16 protein-coding genes are annotated in these 20,028 nt (G+C 59.8%); 13 read left to right on the forward strand and 3 right to left on the reverse strand.

The window, feature by feature from the left end:
• The first annotated feature begins 105 nt into the window (after positions 1–105).
• Both ACR2R1_RS04750 and ACR2R1_RS04755 read left to right on the forward strand, forming a co-directional pair.
• Entirely contained in the window at positions 106–2,361 is a 2,256-nt protein-coding gene (locus ACR2R1_RS04750; protein WP_434112885.1) for a cytochrome c peroxidase, read from the forward strand.
• 98 nt (positions 2,362–2,459) lie between these two features.
• Positions 2,460–3,227, forward strand: a complete 768-nt coding sequence (locus tag ACR2R1_RS04755; protein ID WP_434112887.1) for a VPLPA-CTERM sorting domain-containing protein — start codon at positions 2,460–2,462, stop codon at positions 3,225–3,227.
• Positions 3,228–3,566: 339 nt separating this feature from the next.
• On the opposite strand, the gene ACR2R1_RS04760 is transcribed toward ACR2R1_RS04755, so the two are convergent.
• Entirely contained in the window at positions 3,567–5,096 is a 1,530-nt protein-coding gene (locus tag ACR2R1_RS04760) for a sulfotransferase family protein (RefSeq protein WP_240506874.1), read from the reverse strand.
• Complete coding sequence (locus ACR2R1_RS04765; protein WP_434112889.1) at positions 5,093–7,483, reverse strand: tetratricopeptide repeat protein; 2,391 nt, start codon at positions 7,481–7,483, stop codon at positions 5,093–5,095. Before ACR2R1_RS04765 ends, ACR2R1_RS04760 begins: the two co-directional genes overlap by 4 nt.
• Before the next feature lie 114 nt (positions 7,484–7,597).
• On the opposite strand from ACR2R1_RS04765, the gene ACR2R1_RS04770 reads away from it, so the two are divergent.
• The 4 genes from ACR2R1_RS04770 to ACR2R1_RS04785 all read left to right on the forward strand — a co-directional run bounded on the left by ACR2R1_RS04770 (position 7,598) and on the right by ACR2R1_RS04785 (position 12,069).
• The gene (locus ACR2R1_RS04770) at positions 7,598–8,173 is read left to right on the forward strand and encodes a polysaccharide biosynthesis/export family protein (protein ID WP_434101670.1); all 576 of its coding nucleotides are present in this window, start codon (positions 7,598–7,600) and stop codon (positions 8,171–8,173) included.
• A gap of 61 nt (positions 8,174–8,234) precedes the next feature.
• A complete protein-coding gene (locus ACR2R1_RS04775) occupies positions 8,235–9,494 on the forward strand; it encodes a hypothetical protein (protein WP_086135646.1) in 1,260 nt (419 codons plus the stop codon).
• A gap of 17 nt (positions 9,495–9,511) precedes the next feature.
• Positions 9,512–11,263: a GumC family protein gene (locus ACR2R1_RS04780; RefSeq protein WP_434111408.1), complete on the forward strand. Its 1,752-nt coding sequence runs from the start codon at positions 9,512–9,514 to the stop codon at positions 11,261–11,263.
• Between the two features lie 32 nt (positions 11,264–11,295).
• Entirely contained in the window at positions 11,296–12,069 is a 774-nt protein-coding gene (locus ACR2R1_RS04785; RefSeq protein ID WP_240502682.1) for a CpsD/CapB family tyrosine-protein kinase, read from the forward strand.
• A 478-nt stretch (positions 12,070–12,547) separates the two neighbouring features.
• On the opposite strand, the gene ACR2R1_RS04790 is transcribed toward ACR2R1_RS04785, so the two are convergent.
• Positions 12,548–13,090, reverse strand: coding sequence for a hypothetical protein (locus tag ACR2R1_RS04790; protein ID WP_434112891.1), 543 nt, complete (start codon positions 13,088–13,090; stop codon positions 12,548–12,550).
• A gap of 636 nt (positions 13,091–13,726) precedes the next feature.
• Between ACR2R1_RS04790 and ACR2R1_RS04795 the strand changes: the two genes are divergently transcribed.
• The 7 genes from ACR2R1_RS04795 (at position 13,727) to dxs (ending at position 20,027) form a co-directional block, all read left to right on the forward strand.
• On the forward strand, positions 13,727–14,305 hold the full coding sequence (locus ACR2R1_RS04795) for a DUF2726 domain-containing protein (RefSeq protein ID WP_086134614.1): 579 nt from the start codon (positions 13,727–13,729) through the stop codon (positions 14,303–14,305).
• Entirely contained in the window at positions 14,302–14,643 is a 342-nt protein-coding gene (locus tag ACR2R1_RS04800; protein ID WP_077731322.1) for an ArsC family reductase, read from the forward strand. The genes ACR2R1_RS04795 and ACR2R1_RS04800 overlap by 4 nt, the downstream gene beginning before the upstream one ends.
• Positions 14,640–15,770 carry a succinyl-diaminopimelate desuccinylase gene (gene dapE, locus ACR2R1_RS04805; protein WP_156881758.1) on the forward strand — a complete coding sequence of 377 codons (1,131 nt, stop codon included), beginning with the start codon at positions 14,640–14,642 and terminating at the stop codon, positions 15,768–15,770. The genes ACR2R1_RS04800 and dapE overlap by 4 nt, the downstream gene beginning before the upstream one ends.
• 17 nt (positions 15,771–15,787) lie before the next feature.
• Positions 15,788–16,642, forward strand: coding sequence for a 3-mercaptopyruvate sulfurtransferase (gene sseA / locus ACR2R1_RS04810; RefSeq protein ID WP_156881759.1), 855 nt, complete (start codon positions 15,788–15,790; stop codon positions 16,640–16,642).
• A gap of 182 nt (positions 16,643–16,824) precedes the next feature.
• The gene (locus ACR2R1_RS04815) at positions 16,825–17,055 is read left to right on the forward strand and encodes an exodeoxyribonuclease VII small subunit (RefSeq protein WP_086134612.1); all 231 of its coding nucleotides are present in this window, start codon (positions 16,825–16,827) and stop codon (positions 17,053–17,055) included.
• A complete protein-coding gene (ispA, locus tag ACR2R1_RS04820; RefSeq protein WP_077731326.1) occupies positions 17,045–17,947 on the forward strand; it encodes a (2E,6E)-farnesyl diphosphate synthase in 903 nt (300 codons plus the stop codon). The genes ACR2R1_RS04815 and ispA overlap by 11 nt, the downstream gene beginning before the upstream one ends.
• A 160-nt stretch (positions 17,948–18,107) precedes the next feature.
• On the forward strand, positions 18,108–20,027 hold the full coding sequence (gene dxs / locus ACR2R1_RS04825) for a 1-deoxy-D-xylulose-5-phosphate synthase (protein ID WP_156881760.1): 1,920 nt from the start codon (positions 18,108–18,110) through the stop codon (positions 20,025–20,027).
• Position 20,028 lies beyond the last annotated feature (1 nt).

The raw sequence follows: 20,028 nt of genomic DNA on the forward strand, positions 1-20,028 counted from the left end.
TAGGGACCATCATCCCTGCCCCGCATTTTTACGAACACGGATAAGCATTTTGAGCGGCAGGGCCTCGGGGGAGAGGTTCCTAGGCCGCTTATTTCGAGGTGAAAGATGCGGTCTATCAATTACATTGTGTTGGGGGGGTGCCTGCTGATCGCGCAGTCGGCACTTGCTCATGGCCCCGAACCCGTGCCCTTGCAGAAAGTGCCCATTCCTCCCGTTCCGGGTCTCTTGGACGGCTCCGATCCCATCGTCGTCAACAAGAACATGGCCATCGCCCTGGGCAAGGCTCTGTTTTGGGACATGAACGTCGGCAGCGACGGCATGGCCTGCGCCTCCTGCCATTACCATGCCGGAGCGGACCGGCGCGTCAAGAATCAGCTGAATCCGGGGGAAAAGAGCAGCAACCCGAGCGGCCACACTTTCGAAGCGCTGCCGTCGGGCTCCGGGGGAGCCAACCACACACTGACCCGCAACGACTTCCCGACTTTCCGGTTCAACGATCCCTTGCATCAGGAAAGCGGAATCGCTTTCTCGACCGACGACGTCGTTTCCTCATCCGGCACGTTCAGCGGAGACTTTACTGGCGCTTCGAAATTCACCGGCACGAGCGATCAATGTGCCCGCAGCGCCGATCCCGTGTTTCACGTCAATCATGTCGGCACGAGACGGGTCGAGCCCAGGAACACGCCCACCGTCATCAACGCCGTATTCAACCACCGCAATTTCTGGGACGGCCGAGCCAACAACATCTTCAACGGCAGCAGTCCCTGGGGCGACCGCGATCCCGATGCCGGCGTCTGGGTAAAAATCAATGCCCGAAGCGTGGTCAAGCAGCGCTTGCATCTGGAAAACTCCTCGCTCGCCTCTCAGGCCATGGGGCCGCCCTTGAGCGACTCGGAAATGAGTTGCAGGCAGCGCACGTGGCCGGCCATCGGCAGAAAGCTGCTGCTGCGCCAGCCCTTGCAGCATCAGAAGGTCCATCATGAAGACAGTGTACTGGGACCATTCAGCCTGAGTTCGCCGGGGAGTCTGAAACCCGGACTGAGCACGACCTACAAGAACATGATCACTCAGGCATTCAATCCGAAGTACTGGTCTTACGGCGGCCTTGGTCCGTTCGGCGCGCCTTCCGGGCAAACGCCTTACAGCCAGATGGAAGCCAACTTTTCCATGTTTTTCGGCATAGCGCTTCAGCTTTATCAGTCCACGCTGGTATCCGATCAAGCCCCCATCGACTTGTCGCCTCGCGATCCGCAGACGCACAGGCCAACCTGGCAGGGCATGGGCAAGACTCAGGAAGAAATCGACGTGTTGACGGATGGATTCCAGACCTTCGTGGACAATCACTGCAACCTGTGTCATGCCGGCCCGACCATGACCACCGCCGCCATGGTCACGAACAGCACTTTGGTGACACCCACGCCGGGTATGTATTTCGGTCCGGATCATAGCTTGATCGAGTACGGCCCCAATGCGCTGGGTCCCTTGAACGGAGCGAAGGCTGCCGGCATCAACCGCTATGTCAATGTCGTGACCCGCGATCTCGTCATGGGCGGTCAACAGTTGGTGGACATGGGCTTCGCCAACACCGGCGTCGGCGATCCGGATGCCGATCCGGGAGTGGGAGGTGCCGACGATTTCGGCAATCCCCTGTCCTTTTCCGATCAGTACGTTCAATATTTGCTCGGCAATGATTCAGGGATTCTCGATCCGGGCGTCGACAACGTCCGCAGTTGCGATTTTCTGACGCCTTTGGCGAGTAATGTCGCGACCTCGCTCCCCACGGTATTCACCCAGCCCGACGGCATCGAAATCGACGGCAGCAGAGAGGGCGTATTGCGCGACCAAAACTGCCTGAACTCGCTTCGCAAATACATTCCGACCGTTGCGGCCGCGAATGCCGCTCTCGCTTCGGCACCGGCCAAGCTCGCCGTGGCCAAGAAAGCGGTGTTCAAAATTCCGGGATTACGGAATATCGAACTGACGGGACCCTACATGCACAACGGCAGCATGGCCACGCTGGAAGAGGTTATCGAGTTCTACTCGAGGTTCGGCAACGTCAACAATCCAAATAAGCATTCCTTGATGGACAGTGCGGCATTGGCCGACAACCCCGATCAGCGCGCCCATCTGATCGCCTTCCTGAAAACCTTTACCGACGACCGGGTACGTTATGAAAAGGCGCCGTTCGATCATCCGGAGATCATCGTTCCCAACGGGCATACCGGAGATAGCCAATCCGTAGCGGCGGGCAATCCGCTGGATCCGAATTTGGCTACAGAGGACACCTTGACGATTCCGGCGGTTGGGGCGAACGGCGCGACCGATCCGATTCTGCCGTTCGAAAATTATTTGGAACCGTAGTCAGGCCGAAATGGATCCGGGTGCTGCGGAGGGTAAGCCGGGCAATCAATGAGTGCCCGGCTTTCATTCGCACCGGCCTCTATTTTTAGGAGATATGCATGAAACCGCTTACTAAAAACTACAAAGTACTAGCCACCTTGGTGGTAATGGGTTTGTCGAGCGCCCAAACGACACTGGCGGCCAGTGCGTTCAGCAGCGACGCGACACTGACCTATACCATCACTAACATCACCAACCTCAGCAATCCGGGTGACTTGTCGGGACTCCAAATTCTCGGTTATTTCGAGCAGGCGGGCGCTCCCGATTCCTATGTGGCGACCACCGGTGACGGCGCAATCGCAGCCGACAATCCAACCGTGGGCCCGGTTAGCGTCGAAACCAGTTTCAGTCGGACATTCGCAGTAGGCGGCAATGTAACCGATGGTACGGTAGCCTCTTCCCACCTGGGGTGGTTCCGCCTGGATTTCAACAACCTCGGCAGCGACAGCTATGCCATCGAACTTGCTCTGGATTTCGAATTGACTGCTACCGCCAGCGGGCAGTCTGCGGACACCGATATATTTCTCGACTACTTCAGGACCAGCAGTTCCGACAGTTTCCTTCCGGGCTTCACCAATGTTTCTCCCAGTCTGGGCTTTGGTTTCGTGAATGCCTCGGTATACGGTCTGGATAATGCGGCAACGTCAGGCTCATCGGGGCCGTTGCTTTTCAGCCTAGGCCCGAATGCCTCGGAAGGTCTTCACGCCGACGTGTGGATCAACGGCAATCTGCAGGCTTCGCCGGTTCCCCTTCCTGCGGCCGTTTGGTTCTTTATCACGGGCCTTTTGACGTTTTCGAGCATGAGAAAACGGAAAGCGATGGCCTGATTCCGTCGGAAACGGATTTCCGACCTACTTATTCCATTCGACATTCGAGTGAACATGAATCGTAGGGTGGGTTAGCGGAGCGTAACCCACCGATTCAAGGCCGCTCGGTGGGTTACGGTCTCGCGGCCTCACCCGCCCGGCAAAAATGAATACCGGATTGAAAGCGATTTGGAGTTATCGTCGGCTGAAGCCAGCTTCCACGCCAACACTATAATCGTGGGTCGGCAATCCTTTGCCGACAAAGATGTCTCGTCGTGTCGGCAAAGGATTGCCGACCTACTGCGCCTTGGGGGCGCTAGCCTAGCCGGAAAATGCTCTAAACGAATATGTCTCAAATCCTCAGGGATCGTATCCAAAGCCGGCGACGAACGGCATGAGGATCTCGGACACCGGCGCAAACTCCGGTTCGTAATATCGCCAGCGCCCGACCGACGAGGCGTAAAGCGGCTGCGCCACCTGGTTGAAACTGGGGCTATTGATGTATTTTCCCGCCGCCCGCTTGTGAAAATCGGCAACCGCCGGATCCCAGGAAAGCCCGAGAAAGGCGAACACTTCGCGGAAGGTCGTCTCGAATCCGGATACGGCATCCTCGTATCGGAACTCGACGAAATCCAGCGTCATCCGCGTTTTCATGCACATCCACCACTCCATGACCTGCGCGTAAAAGGCCGCCGTTCCCTTCCAGCTCAGCAGTTGGACGGTAGAGGGGTTCGGAATCATGGTCTGCATGAAACAGCTCAAGCACACATCGCGCGGATCGCGCATGACGAAAACAAGCTTGGCCTCCGGAAAAATGCAATTGATGAGTCCCAAATCGATGGTATTCATCGTAGTCTTGTCCACGAAAATCCGTGTGTCGATCTTGTCTCCGAACCGTTCCCGCGCCCGGTTCCAGTAGAACCGGCGCAAATGCGTCACGCCGGCCAGATCGAGCTTCCCAAGCTGTTCGGGCGTCGTCCCGGTCGACCCGGACATGCGGTCCAGTTCCTTTCCCAAGGCGAAAATCAAGTCCGCTTCGTCGGCAACGAAAACATCCGGGTGGGCATCCAGAACTTCCTGAGTGAGCGTAGTCCCCGAGCGCATGAACCCCACGAGGAACACCGGGGGCGCTCGATGATCCTGCGGAAGCGCGGTTTCCGACCAGCGAGCCAGCAGTTCCCGAGTAAAACCGGCGGTGTTGGTTCTGATCAAATTCGGAACTAGAGCGGCATCCTGCTTTCTGACTTCCGGCAGCAAGGCGGACGCATCCGCGGCAGCGTGCAAATGGCCGAACACCTGGTCGTATGCCTTGAGCTTGTCGTGTATCCGCGCCAATTCCTTATGCGCCCGGAATCTTTCTTCAGGCGTCGGAAAACCTTTCAAAACGTTTTCGAGCCTTTGTTTTGCTTCGTCGCAACTCCCGTCGGCCGTTTCCAGGCTCGCCAATAAAATTTGCAGCATAGCGCTATGCGGCGCCCGTTTGACCGCCTGCCGGCAAGCCGCCAATGCCGATTTGTTCTGATTCAACCTCGAGTGGGCAAGCGTCAGCAGTTGAAAACCGCGAACCTGCGAACTATCGATCTGCACCGCCTGTTTCGCCAATTCCAGCGATCCCCGATAATCGTTCCAGAATTGCAGCTGCTCGGTAAGCCCGAGCAGCAAACCGATGTCCCGGCTCTTGCGCGCCTTTTTCAGCAATAACTGACCGGACTGGCGCAAATGGACGATGCCTTGATCGCGTCTGCCCAGCCAGCATAAGGCTTGTCCCAAGCAAGCCTTGGCCTGCGCGTCTTTCGGATTTTCCGCCACCGCCTTTTCGAACCACGTGGCGGCTTCTGCCGTGTTTCGGGATTGGATGGCGGCATAACCGCGCTGTATGAAGCTTGTCATTCGGAAACGCCTGCAAGGGCCTGTTTCGCTTCCTCGAGGCCCAGGTAATCGCTGTCCTTGACCACGGCCTTTTCCAGGCGCTCCTTGGCCTGGGCCTTATCGCCCGCCTGGAGGTACACCATGCCGAGGTGATACTGGAAAATGGGTACCTCGGGCGCCTGCGCCACGGCCTTTTCCAACAGCCCCCGCGCCGTCGTCAACTCGCCCAACTGCCGGTAAATCCAGCCGAGCGTGTCGAGGAACGCGGGCTCGGTCGCCGTCTCGAACCGCTGGGCCAACGCCAGCGCCCGCTGGAGTTTGTCGCGGTCGGCCGCATCCAGGCTGAGCAGGGCGGCCAGGTTGTTGCGCGCCAGCGCGTCATTCGGGTTGCGGGCCAGGACCGCCTCATATTCCGCCATGGCCCCCGCCCAGTCCTTGCTGCGCTCCAGGACCCTGGCCAGTCCCATCCGCGCCGCGCGGTCCTCGGGCGCCGCCGCCAGCGCCCGCCGGTAGGCCGCCGCCGCGCCCTTCAGGTCCTTTTTCTGCTCATGGACCGCGGCAAGGTTGTGGTACGGCAGCCGCCATTGGGGATGGATCTCGATCGCCCGCTCAAAGGCTTGGATGGCCTCCGTCTCCTGTTTCCGCGCCAGATGGTAGAGCCCCAGTAACTGGTGGGCGGTCGGGTGCTTCGGATCGTCCTTCAGGGCTTTCCGGATCCGCGCCAGCGCCTTCTCCGGCTGCTGCGCGGCGAGGTGGAGCCCGACGATGGCCTTCAAGGGCTCGTAGTCGTTTTGGGCGCGGGAAAGCGCCGTTTCGTATTCCGCCAGCGCCGCCTCGGGCTGTTTCCGGCTTTGGTAGAGTTGGCCCAGGCGGAACGGCCCGACGGCTTTATCGGGGAAGCGGTCCTTGATCTCCTTGAGGAGCGGCTCCAGGGCGTCCGTCTGCTGGCTCGCCACCAGCAGGTCCGCCTTGAGGTTGAGCCCGTCGAGGTGCTTCGGCTGTTGCTTGAGGAATTCGTTGAGCTTGTCGAGGGCCAGGCTGGGGTTTTTCTGCCCGACCAGGAATTCGACCAGCAGTTTCCTCAGCCGGTAGTCCGCGGGATTCACGGCCACCGCCTTGTCCAGCTGTTCCTGGGCCAGGGCGGGCTTGCCGTCCAGGAGATAGGCCTGGGCCAGCCGGGTCAGCACCTCGGTCGACTCCGGCTGATCTTTCAACAAGGCCCGGAACGCGGCGATGGCGTCCTGGGCTTCCCGCCGCGCCAGCGCCAGCCGGCCTTCAAGCGATAGCGCCGGATGGTCTTTGGGGTTTTCCGCCAGCACCTGTTTCACCAGGTCCCGCGCCTCGTCGCTCCGCCCGCGCTTCGCCAAAAGCTCCGCCAGCTGCGTCATGGCCTTGAAGCCGTCCGGCTGGTTTTCGTGGTCGGCGATCAGGGCGCGGTAGACGCTTTCCGCCTGATCGGCTTCGCCGAGCTGTTGGTGCACCTGGGCAAGGCCGAAACGCAGGGCGGTGTGCGTCGGGCGGGCCGCGATGACCGCGGTCAGTTCGCTGACCGCGCGCGCCCCGTCGCCGCGCTTCACGAAAAACTCGGCGAGCCACAGCGGTGCTCTCGGGTCGTCGGGGAAATCCTTCTGGGCGGTGCGGAGCGTTGCTTCCGCGGCGTCGAAGCGACGCTGCTTGAGGTAAAGTTCGGTCAGCAGCCCCCGGTGTTCGAGGCGGTCGGGTTGGGCCGCGATCAGGGCCTTGAGGGTCTCTTCCGCCGCCTCCGCCTGGCCCTGTTGCTGGTGCAGCCTCGCCAGCGCCATCAGCAGCGCCGGCTGGTTCGGCTGGACCTTGAGCCCGGTTTCGAGCACCCCGATCGCTTCGGCCGGCTGTCCTTGCTGGGCCCAATGGAGGGCCAGCACCAGATAGGGGTCGGGCCGGGCCGGCTGCTCCGCCACGATCGCCTCCAGTTGCGCCCGCATCGACGCGCTGTCCCCCTGGAGGTTCGCGATCGCCGCCTTCAGCATCCGCACTTCGAGGTCCGAGGGCCGTTCCTCGGCCACCGGCCCCAGGAGTTCCTGGGCTTTCGCGGCGTCCTTCGCCAGCAGGTAGAACTTCGCCAGTTTGAGCTGGGCGTCGCGGTGGGTCGGGTCGAGTTCGACCGCCTTTTGATAGAGGGCGAACGCCTCGCGCCAGTGCTTCTGGTCCTCTTCGATCCGGCCCAGGTAGAAATAGGGGCTCGCGGCCTTGGGGTCGATCTGCAGGACGTTCTTGAACTCGACCTTGGCCTTGTCCAGATTCTGCGCCTCGACATACTGGAGGCCGCGCGCCAGGTGCGCGGCCTTGCGCTCCTCCGCCCCGCCGCACGCGGTCAACACCCAGGCCACCATCACCCAGGCCGGAACGGACCGAGTCAATCTGAACTTCATAACAAACTCCGTGGAATACAACAGTGAGAGTGAGCCTGCTTACAAATTTGATGCCGATCCATCTTGGCCCCTAATTTGCACGTAAGTTGCGTTCTCTATGCCAGTAAAACAAGCATGTATCGACAACTATTCACGCTCATCGTACTGTTCATCGCCGCCGGCAGCGTCTCGGCGGATGCGGCAAATCCCGCACCACTACTGCAAATGCCACAGGACTACCGCATTGTCCCCGGAGACGTGCTGGAGATTTCGGTGTGGCGCGAGGAGGGCCTTACCAAACAGGTCCTGGTCCGCGCCGACGGCGGCCTCTCCTTCCCCCTGGTCGGCGACCTCGCGGCCGGCGGCCTCACCGTCGAGGACGTCCGCGCCACCGTCACCGAACGCTTGAGCGAGTACCTCGCCGACCCGGTCGTCTCGGTGTCGGTGATCACCACCAGCCAGAAGATTTATGTGGTCGGCAAGGTCAATAAACCCGGCGAGTTCGTCACCCCCGGCCGGGTCACCGTGATGCACGCCCTGGCGCTCGCCGGCGGGCTCAACCCGTTCGCCGACCGCGACGACATCACCATCCTTCGCCAACGGGGCGATCAGACCACGCCCCTGCCGTTCGATTACGATGCCGTGGCCGCCGGCGAGGACCTGGAGCAGAACATTCTGCTGATGAACGGCGACGTCGTGGTTGTCCGTTGAGGCGCCGGGTCCGCGTGAGGCGCGATCCGGCCGGCCCCAGGCGCGCGCGAGGCGGCTGAGCATGCGGGGGACGATTCAGCGGCTGGCCTGGGCCGGCGTGGGGCTCGGTATGGCCGTCGCCCGCCCGAGCTTCGGCGTGGACTGGCACCTCGAGGCGGCGGCCAGCGTGAGCCAGCAGTATCATTCCAATATCCAGCTGTTGCCGGACCGGCTCGATCCTCAGGCGGTCTTCGGCACCGATCTCGGCTTCACCACCCAGCTCGTCGCGGCGGAGCCTCACTGGCAGGTGAAGAGCCGGGCGCGCCTGCAAAATCTTTTTTATACGCCGATCGACGCCATCGACACCCAGAATCAGTATCTGGACCTCGATGCCCATTATGCGACCGAGCGGTCGCGCTGGGCGCTCACGGTGAACCATACCGATGACGCCCTGCTGTCGTCGCAGTCCGATGTCCTGGTCGGAATCGTGTTGACCCGCGTGCAGCGGGCTGAAACCACCGTCGCCCCGTCCTGGACCTATGCGCTGGACGAGCGCACCCGGCTGACCCTGGGCTATGCGTATCAGGCCTCGGATTACGAGGCCCGGGCTGGGTTCGCCTTTGTCAGTTCGACCGCGCATACGGCGTCGTCCGGACTCGAGCATCAGCTGACCGAACGCTTGTTGCTCTCGGGGACGCTGGCTTATACCGCCTATCGCGCCGACCGGCGCGCGATCGATTATCTCAACGCCCTGGCGGGCTTTCAGTACGCCCTGACCGAGACGCTCGAGGTCGGCGTCTCCGGCGGCGGTCAGTTCAGCGATTCGGAGACTCAATTGGAAACCTTGCGCCTCGACGGTTTTCAGATCGTCAGCCTGGACCCGCTGCTGCTGGTGCCGGTCACGGTCCGGGAGACGGTCACGCTCAAGGACCGCCAGTTCGGCCCCTTGGTCACCGCGAGCGCGCGGCAGCGCTTCGACACCGGGGACGTCGAGCTGAATTACGCCCATCAGATCAGCCCTTCGATCAACGGCACCCTGTTCGAGTCGGATCGGGTGACGGTCACGGCCCGCCGGCAGGTGTCGGAGCGCCTGAACGCCGCCCTGAATCTGTCCTACACCGATCAGTCGCTGCCCGATGCGAACGGCGATCGCCTGACCCAGGCGTATTACCGGATCGGCGGCGATCTGTCTTATGCCGTGACCGAGCGCTGGCGCCTCGGCGCGTCGTATCAGTACACCCTCCGCGATCTCGGGGAGCGCGGCGGTTTGTTTTCCGGCCGTCAGGAGGCCCATGCCGTCTTTGTGACGCTCAAGTACGACTTCGACCCATTCCAGTTTTGAGTTTGAGAGACCGATCAATGGAAGAAAAAGCACTCAGCGATTATCTCGCCACCTTTCGCCGCCATCGCGCCGCCTTCGGCGCGATTCTGGGCGGATTGTTCACGCTCGGCGTCCTGACCGCGCTGCTGTTGCCCCCGACCTACCGCTCGACCGCGACGATTCTGATCGAGGAGCAGGAGATCCCGTCCGACCTGGTCCGCTCCACCATCACGAGTTATGCCGCCGAGCGGCTGCAGATGATCAGCCAGCGGGTGATGACCCGCGCGCATCTCCTCGCGATCGTCGAGAAATTCGATCTCTATGCGAATGAGCGCCAGAAGAAGACCACCGACGAGATCGTCGAAAAGATGCGCGAGGATATCGCCTTCCAGCCGATCAGCGCGGAGGTCATCGATCCCCGCTCCGGCCATCCGACCAAGGCCACCATCGCCTTCAGCCTGTCCTACGACGGCCGCCATCCCGATACCGTGCAGCGGGTGGCCAACGAGATCACCTCGCTCTATCTCGAGGAGAATCTGAAGACGCGCACCCAGAAGACCCAGGAAGCCTCCGGTTTCCTCACCGAGGAGGTCGAGCAGATCGGGGCCTACGTCACCGAGCTGGAACAGACGCTGGCGCAGTTCAAGGAAGCCCATCTGTACGCCCTGCCGGAGCAGAAGGCGCTGAATTTGCAGTTCCTGCAGCAGACCGAGCAGGAGCTTCAGTCGCTCGATCTGCAGCTTAGGACGCTCCAGGAGCGCGCCCTTTATCTGGACGCGGAGCTCTCGCAAATCGCCCCGGAGACGCCGATCGTATCGGGCACCGGGGAGCGCATTCTGAGCAAGCAGGACCGGTTGAAGCACCTTGAGACCGAGTTGGTCGCCCTGACCAGCCGGTATGCCGATAAGCACCCGGATGTCGTGAAGGCGCGGCGCGAGATCGAGGCCTTGGAGCGCGAACTCGGGCCGGTCGATCACGCGCTCGACACGGTCAAGACGCTCGCGCATCTGAAGGGGGAGTTGGCGGTGCTCGAGGACACCCATGCGCCCGATCACCCCGATGTCGTCGCCGTCACGGCCAAGATCGCCGCTTACGAAAAGGCCCTGGCCGAGCCTTCGGCCGAGACGACGGCGCGGGCGATCGCCGCCCGCCAGCCGGACAATCCGGCCTATGTGAATCTGTCCGCCCAGAAAGCCAGCACCCGCCAGGAGATCGAGGCGCTCAAACAGCGCCGGCTCGAGCTCGCGGCGAAGCTGGCCGATTACCAGGACCGGCTGCAGCGCACGCCGGACACCGAGCGCCAGTATCTGGCCCTGATGCGGGATTACGAGAACGCCGCCAACCGCTATCGGGAATTGAGGGCGAAGCAGATGGAGGCCCAGATCGGGGAGCAGCTGGAGCGCAAAAGCAAGGGCGAGCGCTTTTCCATCATCGAGCCGCCCCTGTTGCCGGAAAAGCCGATCAAGCCGAACCGCCCGGCGATCGTCATCCTCGGCCTGCTGTTGGGCCTCGCCGCCGCGGTCGGCACGATCGCGCTGCGCACCACCTTCGATCAGACCGTCCGCACCGCCCGGGCCGTCGCCGCCCTGGTCGGCACCGCCCCGCTCGCGGTGGTCCCGTATCTCACGACCGATGAGCTCGCAATCGATCAGAGCCGCCAGCGCCTGATCCTGGCCGGCCTCGGGTTCGGCGCCCTGCTCCTGACCGTGTGCCTGATCCATTGGTTCTGGACCCCGCTGGATGTGCTCTGGTTCCGGGGTCTTCGGAAGCTCGACACCGCCCTCGGCTAACCCTGTCTCTCTTTTTACCCGGAGTGCCCGTGATGGAATCGATTGCCCCTTCGTTCGCAACCCCCACCCCCGGTCCGCGCGGCGGATCGCCCGCGGCCCCGGCGCCCGCCGAGCGGATCGAGTACACGACCACCCGCTCGATCGAGGTCCGCCGCGAGGTGCTGCGCCGCCAGCGTCTCATCGCCGGCTACCCGCCCGGCCCCTATGTGGATGCCTATAAGGTGCTCCGCACCAAGGTCTTGCAGATCCTCCGCGAGCGCGGCTGGAACGCGCTCGCCGTCACCAGCCCCACCCCCCAGGCGGGCAAGACCGTCGCCGCGATCAACCTGGCCCTGAGCCTCGCCCTCGACGTCAGCCAGACCGTCCTCCTGGTCGATGCCAATCTCCGCCATCCGAGCGTCCACACCGCGTTCGGCTTCACCCCCCAGTACGGGCTCAGCGATTATCTCCTCGACGATGTGCCGATCGAGCGCCTGCTGATCAACCCCAAGGGCATCGGCCGCTTCGTCGTCCTGCCGGGCCACCGGCCCTTGCCCGATGCCTCGGAACTCCTCGCCTCGCCGAAGATGGCGCGCCTGGTGGACGAATTGAAGCACCGCTATCCGAGCCGCATCGTGGTGTTCGACCTGCCCCACTTGACCACCGCCGACGCCCTCGCCTTCGCCCCCCATGTCGACGCCGCCCTGCTGGTGCTCGAGGCCGGCCGCACCACCCACGCCGAACTCGAAGAGGCCCTCGCCCACCTCAACACCACCCCCCTCCTCGGCACCCTCCTCAACAAGGCCGAACCCGGACCGGGCAGCTGACGGCCCCACCGGCGGGAAAGGATGCCCGGCCTCAGTGATGTCCGGTCATCCGGCCGGGTTTCCACCGCGAGGAAAAAGGTGGCCACGCCATATTCCAGGCGTCGAGAAGATACACGATTCAAGTGCTGTGCGCTGGTTCCTAAACGACCGTTGGAGAACCCATGTTGACAAGCCCCTGCGTCTCGATTAGCAGCGGCTACGGGAAAAAGCTAGAGCTTCTCGGATAAGGCGATAAGGCACCAAGCAGGAGCTTGGGCGCCAGCAGAAAGGCTCGTTTGCGATTGAAAGAGCGGCGCCGGCGCTCTCCGAGACACGGTTTCCGATTTGAAGGGTCGCAGTAGCGCCGCGCCCCGTCCGCTAATGCCCTATTCGCGCGGAACAGCCCTCGATCGTCGCCTCCTGCGTCTTCGAGAGATTGTCGCAATCCCCCGGCCCCTTGAGCGGGGCCGGTGCAGGATAATTTCTACGCGAACTATCGCTAGCGGTTACGGCCACCCCCAGGGCCCATTCCTCCTCCGCCAGGGCCCATTCCTCCTCCGCCAGGCCCCATACCGCCACCTCTTCCGGCCGGAGGCTCGTCGGGAATGGTCACTCCGCGCTCCTTGGCGCGCTCCTTCATACGCTCATGGTGCTCCTTGCGAATTTGCTCGCGCTCTTCAGCCGTCTTAGCGCCGCGCATTCTATCGCGATATTCGGCACGCTCTTGCTCTGTCATCAATTGCTTGCCATAGATTTGTTCCTGTGTTTGCGAACGTTGCTGGCTCCGCTCCTGAGCCTCCGTGACTGCAACGCTCGCGGAAAGCGTTACAACACTCGCGAGAACTACCAGTGTTCGATACGCCATTATTGCCTCCTTTCGCTTGGATTGAGAGAGACGTCCGTCGGGCGTAGGAAATATCCCGGCGGCACCGAGCGCAAACGATGTGTCTCGACTAGACAATCGCTCTTTGATTTTGAACTGAGAGCATCCATCCTCTTTTATGAGCAGAATGCGCGGATCGAAAAAAGCCAATAAGCTCAATCTTCGGCCTCGTGACCCGGCTTACAGAGCACAAAAAACGACGCCGCTCAAACCGAGTTCCAATAGGCATGAGAGACTTTCGACTTTCAGGGTATTTGCACGGCTTGCGTAAAATTCCTCTTATGCGCTACCCTGCTATTGCCGCTCTAACTGTGCCTCCAACATCAGTGCATGCGGCAAGAGACCCGGCAGAAATGTCGGGTCTCTTTTTGCCGGAACAGTTCCATAAAACCCGCGCGGCTTCACGTAGAAAGTCTCTCTTGCCTATATAGACAGAATTCCCGCCTCGATTCCGTCAAGTTTCGCAAAAATCCTTTGAAACTTATTTTTTCGCGCCCCGGCCGGTAGCTCGTGCGAGTCGCAAAGGATAAGGACGGGTCGACTGCAGCTCTTTCCACCGCATCGAGATCTTCTGCTTCGACAAGCAGGATCGCTGCCTGTTTCGACCTGTCACACGAGGTAACCGCTTTCGGTATAATGCGCGGCAAACTAAACAATCATCGTCTACCAGCTCCCTGGTAAATATTCGAGCCGAGTTGTCCTTTCCAGCATTTGCTGCTCTTTTCGATGGATGGGTGCCCGGCGCTTTTCCGACGAGATCCGCTCTTGGGGAACACGGCGTTTTGGAGAAAATGAATGAATTGGTTGATTCTTGTCGGGATCGCCGCTCTTGCTGCCTTGCTGCTGTTCGTCCGAAGCTCGTCGAGATCGTCCGAAAAGGCACGAAAATCCGCATATCGCAGAGAGGATTTTCTGTTTTCGTCCGAAGAACGGGTTTTCTTTTTCGCCCTAAAACAGGCCGTCGGCGACGACTATGAAATTTTTGGCAAAATTCCCGTAATCGAGCTCATTTCCCAACGCGACGAAGGTGCAAGCGATGGCGCAAGAAAAGCCTTCGAGCAAGTTGGCGACCGATGTTTCGATTTTGTCCTGTGCGGTAAAACCGATCTATCCGTCGCTTGCGCTTTGGAACTTTACGAACATTCCGTATCCGGAAAGCGAACCGCCGCAACACCGGCTGATCCCTTAAGAGCGGTCTGCGACGCCGCTGGTCTGCCTTTGGTGCGAATCGAAGCCGGACCGTTTTACGACGCAATGGAAATCAAACAAAACATTGCTTCGGCTGTCCGCAAGGAGCCCTTGTATCTGGTCGAATCGGACGGCCGTAAGGAGCCTCGAATTTCCAGTATCGAAGACATCGAGTTCGACCCATGATTGTTCTCTACGGCATTCGAAACTGCGATACATGCAAGAAGGCGCGCGCCTGGCTAGATGCGCGCGGCCTAATCTACCGTTTCCACGATTTCCGGGAGGACGGATTGGAGTTATCCGTCCTCGAAGACATCGAACGCGCTCTCGGGTGGGAATTGCTCCTTAACCGACGGAGCACAACTTGGCGCCAACTCTCCGATGCCGACCGGCTGGATCTAAACCGCGAAAAAGCGCTGCAATTGATGGTTCGGCTCCCGACACTGATCAAGCGGCCGGTATTGAAAGCAAACAATAAAATTTTGAGCGGATTTTCGCCGGAGCAGTACGAAAAGACACTATGAGCGATACCTTGGATTTGACCGTCGAGCTGATTCGGCGCCCTTCGGTTACGCCCGACGATGCAGGCTGCATGGATTTGATCGCTGCCAAGCTGGAACCCTACGGTTTCAAAACCGAGTGGCTCAATTTCGCCGATACAAGAAACATCTGGCTGAGGCGAGGCGAATCGGAACCCTTGCTCTGTTTTCTGGGCCATACCGATGTAGTGCCCGCGGGTCCTTCGGAGGACTGGAACTCGCCGCCCTTCGAACCCACTATTCGCGACGGTCAGCTCTACGGAAGAGGCGCGGCGGATATGAAAAGCGGCATCGCCGCCATGACCACGGCGCTGACGCGATTCGTCAGCAGGTACCCCAATCATAAAGGCTCGGTTGCCCTGCTTCTCACCAGTGACGAGGAAGGCGCGGCGACGAACGGTGTGGTCAAAGTCATCGAAACGTTGAAGAATCGGGATGAAAAAATCGACTGGTGTCTCATCGGCGAGCCCTCCAGTTTCGTTTCGCTAGGGGACGTGATCCGTATCGGTCGCCGCGGATCGCTATGCGGCGTCCTGCGCATATTCGGCGTGCAAGGCCACGTGGCTTACCCGGACAAAGCGGAAAATCCGATTCATCGATTCGCGCCCGCCTTGTCGGAGTTGACCAGCGAGGTCTGGGACCAAGGCAACGAGTATTTTCCGCCCACCAGTTTCCAGATATCTAATATTCAGGCCGGAACCGGCGCCGAAAACGTGATTCCGGGACGGCTCGAGGTCCTGTTCAACTTCCGTTTTTCGACGGCATTGACGGAGGATCAGATAAAACAGCGCGTTCACGCCATCTTGGACAAACACGGTTTGCGGTACGAGCTGAACTGGCGGCTATCCGGCGCGCCCTTCCTGACGCCCCAACCGGAACTGATCGAGGCCACGCAAAAGGCGCTTGAAACAGTTCTTATGCGACGCGCAAGTCCGGACACCGGCGGCGGCACCTCCGACGGGCGTTTCGTCGCGCCGACGGGAGCACAGGTCGTCGAACTGGGACCGATCAACGGCAGCATTCACAAAGTCAACGAACACGTACGTATCGAGGATATCGACAAGCTTTCAAAGGTTTACGAGCAGGTGCTCGTTAACCTGCTTGCTTCTTAGAGGATAGAGACCCAATCATGGAAAAAGACCTGCAATCTCCCCTGGTCAGTGCGGAGTGGCTCGCTAAGCACCTTCATACCTCCGACATCGTCATACTCGATGCCACATTTTTCCTTCCCAACCAAGGGCGCGATGCAGAGCAGGAATATTTCGCTGCGCATATTCCGGGAGCCCGATTCTTCGATATCGACGCCGTTGCCGACCAAGGCAATTCGCTGCCGCACATGCTGCCCTCCCCCGAGTTCTTTGCCGCATCGGTCGGTCAACTGGGCATCGCTAATCAGACCCATGTCGTCATTTACGACAACAACAGCTTCATGGCTTCGGCCCGAGTCTGGTGGACCTTCCGCGTGTTCGGCCATGATCGAGTGTCGGTTCTGGATGGCGGACTGGAAAACTGGAAAGCGAAGGGATTCCCCGTCGATACAAGCCGCGTCACCGCCGAAACCCGACCGTTCAAGACCACGTTCGACCCTAGCTTGGTCCGGAATCTCGACGAAATGAAAGCACTGATCGGCAGCACCGCGACGCAAATAATCGATGCCCGCTCGCCTGGGCGATTCGCCGGTAGGGAACCCGAACCTCGTCCCGGCATTCGGTCGGGCCATATTCCCGGAAGCAAGAACCTTTTCTTCAAGAGGCTGGTCGACGAGTCGACGCAGTGTTTGAAGCCCGCTGCCGAGATCCGAAAAGAGTTCGAGGATGCCGACACCGATTTCGAGAAGCCGATCGTCACCACATGCGGAACAGGCGTAACCGCATCGGTACTCGCTCTCGGCTTGTATTGTCTCGGTCGTGAATCCGTCGCCGTCTACGATGGTTCATGGACCGAATGGGGCGGTCTAAGCGACACCCCTGTAAGCGTCGGCTAAGTAGTCTCGAAAGCGGCCAATTCGGATCGATAGGACGTTTTTTGACCTCCCTTTCGTCACTCTATGCGAATCAGTCGAGCGATAGAACGAAAATCCGACTATTTTTATCAAGTTCCAACATCTGAGATAATGGCCGTTCGCTCTCAATCGAAGCGTTGGAATCGTCCGTCGGATACGCCGATATGGCCAAAAAGAACCTGAATTTCGAAGAGGCCCTGGCCGAACTGGAGCAATTGATCGAGCGTATGGAACAAGGCAGCCTTCCCTTGGAGGAATCGCTAAAGCTGTTCGAGCGCGGGGTTCGATTGACCCGTTTCTGCCAAAAAGCCTTGAAAGAAGCTGAACAAAAGGTCCAGATTTTGCTGGAAGAAAACGGAGAACCTACCTTAAAGCCCTTTGCCGATGAATCTTGAAACCGATTTGAATCACTTCATGCAGATCTGCCAGGCACGGGCAGAATCGGCCTTGGATCTCAGGCTGCCGGCGGCAAGCCGAATGCCCGAGCGTTTGCATCAAGCGATGCGCTATTCCGTCTTGGGAGGCGGAAAAAGACTGCGTCCTTTGTTGACGTATGCGACCGGGCAAGCCGTCGGCGTTCCCTGGGAATGCCTCGATGGCCCCGCCTGCGCCGTGGAATTCATCCACGTCTATTCGCTGATCCACGACGATTTGCCCGCCATGGACGATGACGATCTGAGGCGCGGCAAACCGACCTGCCACATCGCATTCGATGAAGCAACGGCGATCCTGGCCGGAGATGCCCTGCAAGCGCTGGCTTTTCACGTTCTGTCCCACGATCCGTCCATTGCGGTGCCTGCCGGTAGCCGGCTTGCGATGATCGAGACCTTAGCAACGGCGAGCGGATCGTTCGGCATGGTCGGCGGTCAAGCCATAGACCTCGATTCGGTTGGAAAAACTCTGGATCTGCCGAGCTTGGAGAATATGCACATTCGAAAGACGGGAGCCCTGATTCGCGCCAGCGTCAAACTGGCGACTCTGGCGAATCCGTCGCTCGATGGTGACATCGCCGAAAAACTGGACCATTACGCCAAGTGCATCGGCCTGGCATTCCAAATTCAGGACGACGTCTTGGATGAAGAAAGCGATACCCAGACTTTGGGCAAGACCCAAGGCAAAGATCGGGACAATAACAAGCCCAATTACCCCGCACTTTTGGGATTGGCGGGCGCAAAGCAAAAGGCGCGCGAGCTCCATGAAGAGGCTTTGGACACGTTATCCGGTCTTGGTGCCGAGGGCGAAATCCTGCGTGCGCTGTCGCTTTTCATTATCGAACGGCGCGCCTAAGCCCTTACGGCGAAAGCTATATCGCTTCCTTGAAACAGCATCCGCAGAACAAACTATCCTTGAAAGCTAAAACTTCGAGTTTCATAATTGGTCGGCTCATGCCTGATTCAGGATCATCTTTTACCCGCGAATAAGCCTGGTTTGAAGCCTCACAACATCAATGAATAAAGCGAACGAATACCCTCTCCTACAAACCGTCGGCAGTCCCGCGGACTTACGCGCCCTACCCGAAGATCAATTACCTCAACTCGCTGAGGAGCTGCGCGCTTTTTTGCTGGACAGCGTAAGTCAGTCGGGCGGTCATTTGGCAGCCGGATTGGGTGCGGTCGAACTCACCATCGCGTTGCACTATGTCTTCGACACGCCTGAAGACAAGCTGGTTTGGGATGTGGGCCACCAGGCTTATCCCCACAAGATCTTGACCGGCCGCCGCGAAAGGTTGCTTTCCATTCGCAAGAAGAACGGACTCTCCGCATTTCCGAATCGGGATGAAAGCCCTTACGACTGTTTCGGCGTCGGTCACTCGAGCACATCGATCAGCGCGGCGCTCGGAATGGCGATTGCCGCGTCGCTTCGTAAGCGCGACACTCATGCCGTTGCTATCATCGGCGATGGCGGCTTGACGGGCGGCATGGCGTTCGAAGCGCTTAACCATGCCGGCGTGCTAGACGCCAATCTACTCGTCGTCCTCAACGACAACGAGATGTCCATATCGCCCAATGTTGGAGCGCTCAATAATTATCTGGCAAGGCTTCTCTCCAGCAAGTTCTATTCGACGGTGCGGCAGGGCAGCAAGCAGATTCTGATGCGAAGCATGCCCAGCGTATGGGAGCTCGCGCGCCGCGCCGAAGAGCACGTCAAAGGCATGGTCGCCCCTGGGACCTTGTTCGAAGAATTGGGTTTCAACTATATCGGACCGGTCGATGGCCATAATCTCGATACGTTGATTCCGACCTTGCGTAATTTGCGGGATTTGCCCGGTCCCCGGTTTTTACACGTCGTCACCAAGAAGGGCAAAGGGTATTTACCGGCCGAGAAAGACCCGGTCGCTTACCACGGTGTTTCCTCCTTCGATCTCAGCAAAGATCATCTGCCGAAGTCCAAACCGGGAAGCCCGAGCTTCACCGAAGTATTCGGACAATGGCTGTGCGACATAGCTGCAAGGGATAATCGCCTGCTCGGTATCACGCCTGCCATGCGGGAGGGCTCCGGGCTCGTGGAATTCTCGACTCGGTTTCCGGACCGTTATTTCGATGTCGGAATCGCCGAGCAACACGCAGTAACCTTGGCAGCCGGCCAGGCCTGCGAAGGTTACAAGCCCGTGGTCGCGATTTATTCGACCTTCTTGCAGCGTGCCTATGATCAACTCATACACGACGTAGCGCTTCAGAATTTGCCTGTCCTGTTCGCCATCGATCGCGCCGGGCTGGTTGGCCCCGATGGACCGACTCACGCCGGAAGTTTCGACATAAGCTTCATGCGCTGCATTCCGAATATGGTGATCATGGCGCCGGCCGACGAAAACGAGTGCCGGCAGATGCTTTTCACCGGATTCCAGCATAATGGTCCCGCTGCTGTCCGTTATCCCCGAGGCAAAGGTCCCGGCGTTTCGGTTGTCGCTGAGATGACCGCTCTTCCGATAGGTAAAGGTGAAATCCGGCGTCGCGGCAAAAGGATCGCGATACTCGCGTTCGGGACTTTGCTCGCCCCCTCGATCGAAGCCGGAGAAAGGATTGACGCTACCGTGGTTAACATGCGTTTCGTGAAACCGCTGGACGAAGCGCTGATTCTGGAATTGGCGAAGACTCATGAAATATTCGTGACGGTCGAAGACAACGCCATCGCCGGAGGGGCCGGCAGCGGCGTCAATGAACTACTGCAATCTCGCCAATGTTATGTTCCCGTACTCAATGTCGGTCTGCCGGACCAATTTCTCGATCAGGGCAGTCGCGAAGAATTACTGACGCTTTGCGGCCTGGATTCCGATGGCATCACGGAAACCATCGAGCAGTACGTGGGAAACCTCGATGCCCTGAAGCCGGCTTCGCCCCGTGTTACGGTGGCCACGCGAGGCCTATGAT

Origin of the sequence: Methylocaldum sp. GT1TLB, from assembly GCF_051027445.1 — a bacterium.
Lineage (GTDB): Bacteria > Pseudomonadota > Gammaproteobacteria > Methylococcales > Methylococcaceae > Methylocaldum.

Coding starts and splice junctions, on each gene's coding strand:
- ACR2R1_RS04795 (WP_086134614.1), top strand. CDS start 13,727: ATGAATTGGTTGATTCTTGTCGGGATCGCCGCTCTTGCTGCCTTGCTG.
- ACR2R1_RS04765 (WP_434112889.1), bottom strand. CDS start 7,483: ATGAAGTTCAGATTGACTCGGTCCGTTCCGGCCTGGGTGATGGTGGCC.
- ACR2R1_RS04815 (WP_086134612.1), top strand. CDS start 16,825: ATGGCCAAAAAGAACCTGAATTTCGAAGAGGCCCTGGCCGAACTGGAG.
- ACR2R1_RS04750 (WP_434112885.1), top strand. CDS start 106: ATGCGGTCTATCAATTACATTGTGTTGGGGGGGTGCCTGCTGATCGCG.
- ACR2R1_RS04760 (WP_240506874.1), bottom strand. CDS start 5,096: ATGACAAGCTTCATACAGCGCGGTTATGCCGCCATCCAATCCCGAAAC.
- ACR2R1_RS04780 (WP_434111408.1), top strand. CDS start 9,512: ATGGAAGAAAAAGCACTCAGCGATTATCTCGCCACCTTTCGCCGCCAT.
- ACR2R1_RS04785 (WP_240502682.1), top strand. CDS start 11,296: ATGGAATCGATTGCCCCTTCGTTCGCAACCCCCACCCCCGGTCCGCGC.
- ACR2R1_RS04775 (WP_086135646.1), top strand. CDS start 8,235: ATGCGGGGGACGATTCAGCGGCTGGCCTGGGCCGGCGTGGGGCTCGGT.
- ACR2R1_RS04755 (WP_434112887.1), top strand. CDS start 2,460: ATGAAACCGCTTACTAAAAACTACAAAGTACTAGCCACCTTGGTGGTA.
- ispA (WP_077731326.1), top strand. CDS start 17,045: ATGAATCTTGAAACCGATTTGAATCACTTCATGCAGATCTGCCAGGCA.
- ACR2R1_RS04800 (WP_077731322.1), top strand. CDS start 14,302: ATGATTGTTCTCTACGGCATTCGAAACTGCGATACATGCAAGAAGGCG.
- sseA (WP_156881759.1), top strand. CDS start 15,788: ATGGAAAAAGACCTGCAATCTCCCCTGGTCAGTGCGGAGTGGCTCGCT.
- dapE (WP_156881758.1), top strand. CDS start 14,640: ATGAGCGATACCTTGGATTTGACCGTCGAGCTGATTCGGCGCCCTTCG.
- ACR2R1_RS04770 (WP_434101670.1), top strand. CDS start 7,598: ATGTATCGACAACTATTCACGCTCATCGTACTGTTCATCGCCGCCGGC.
- dxs (WP_156881760.1), top strand. CDS start 18,108: ATGAATAAAGCGAACGAATACCCTCTCCTACAAACCGTCGGCAGTCCC.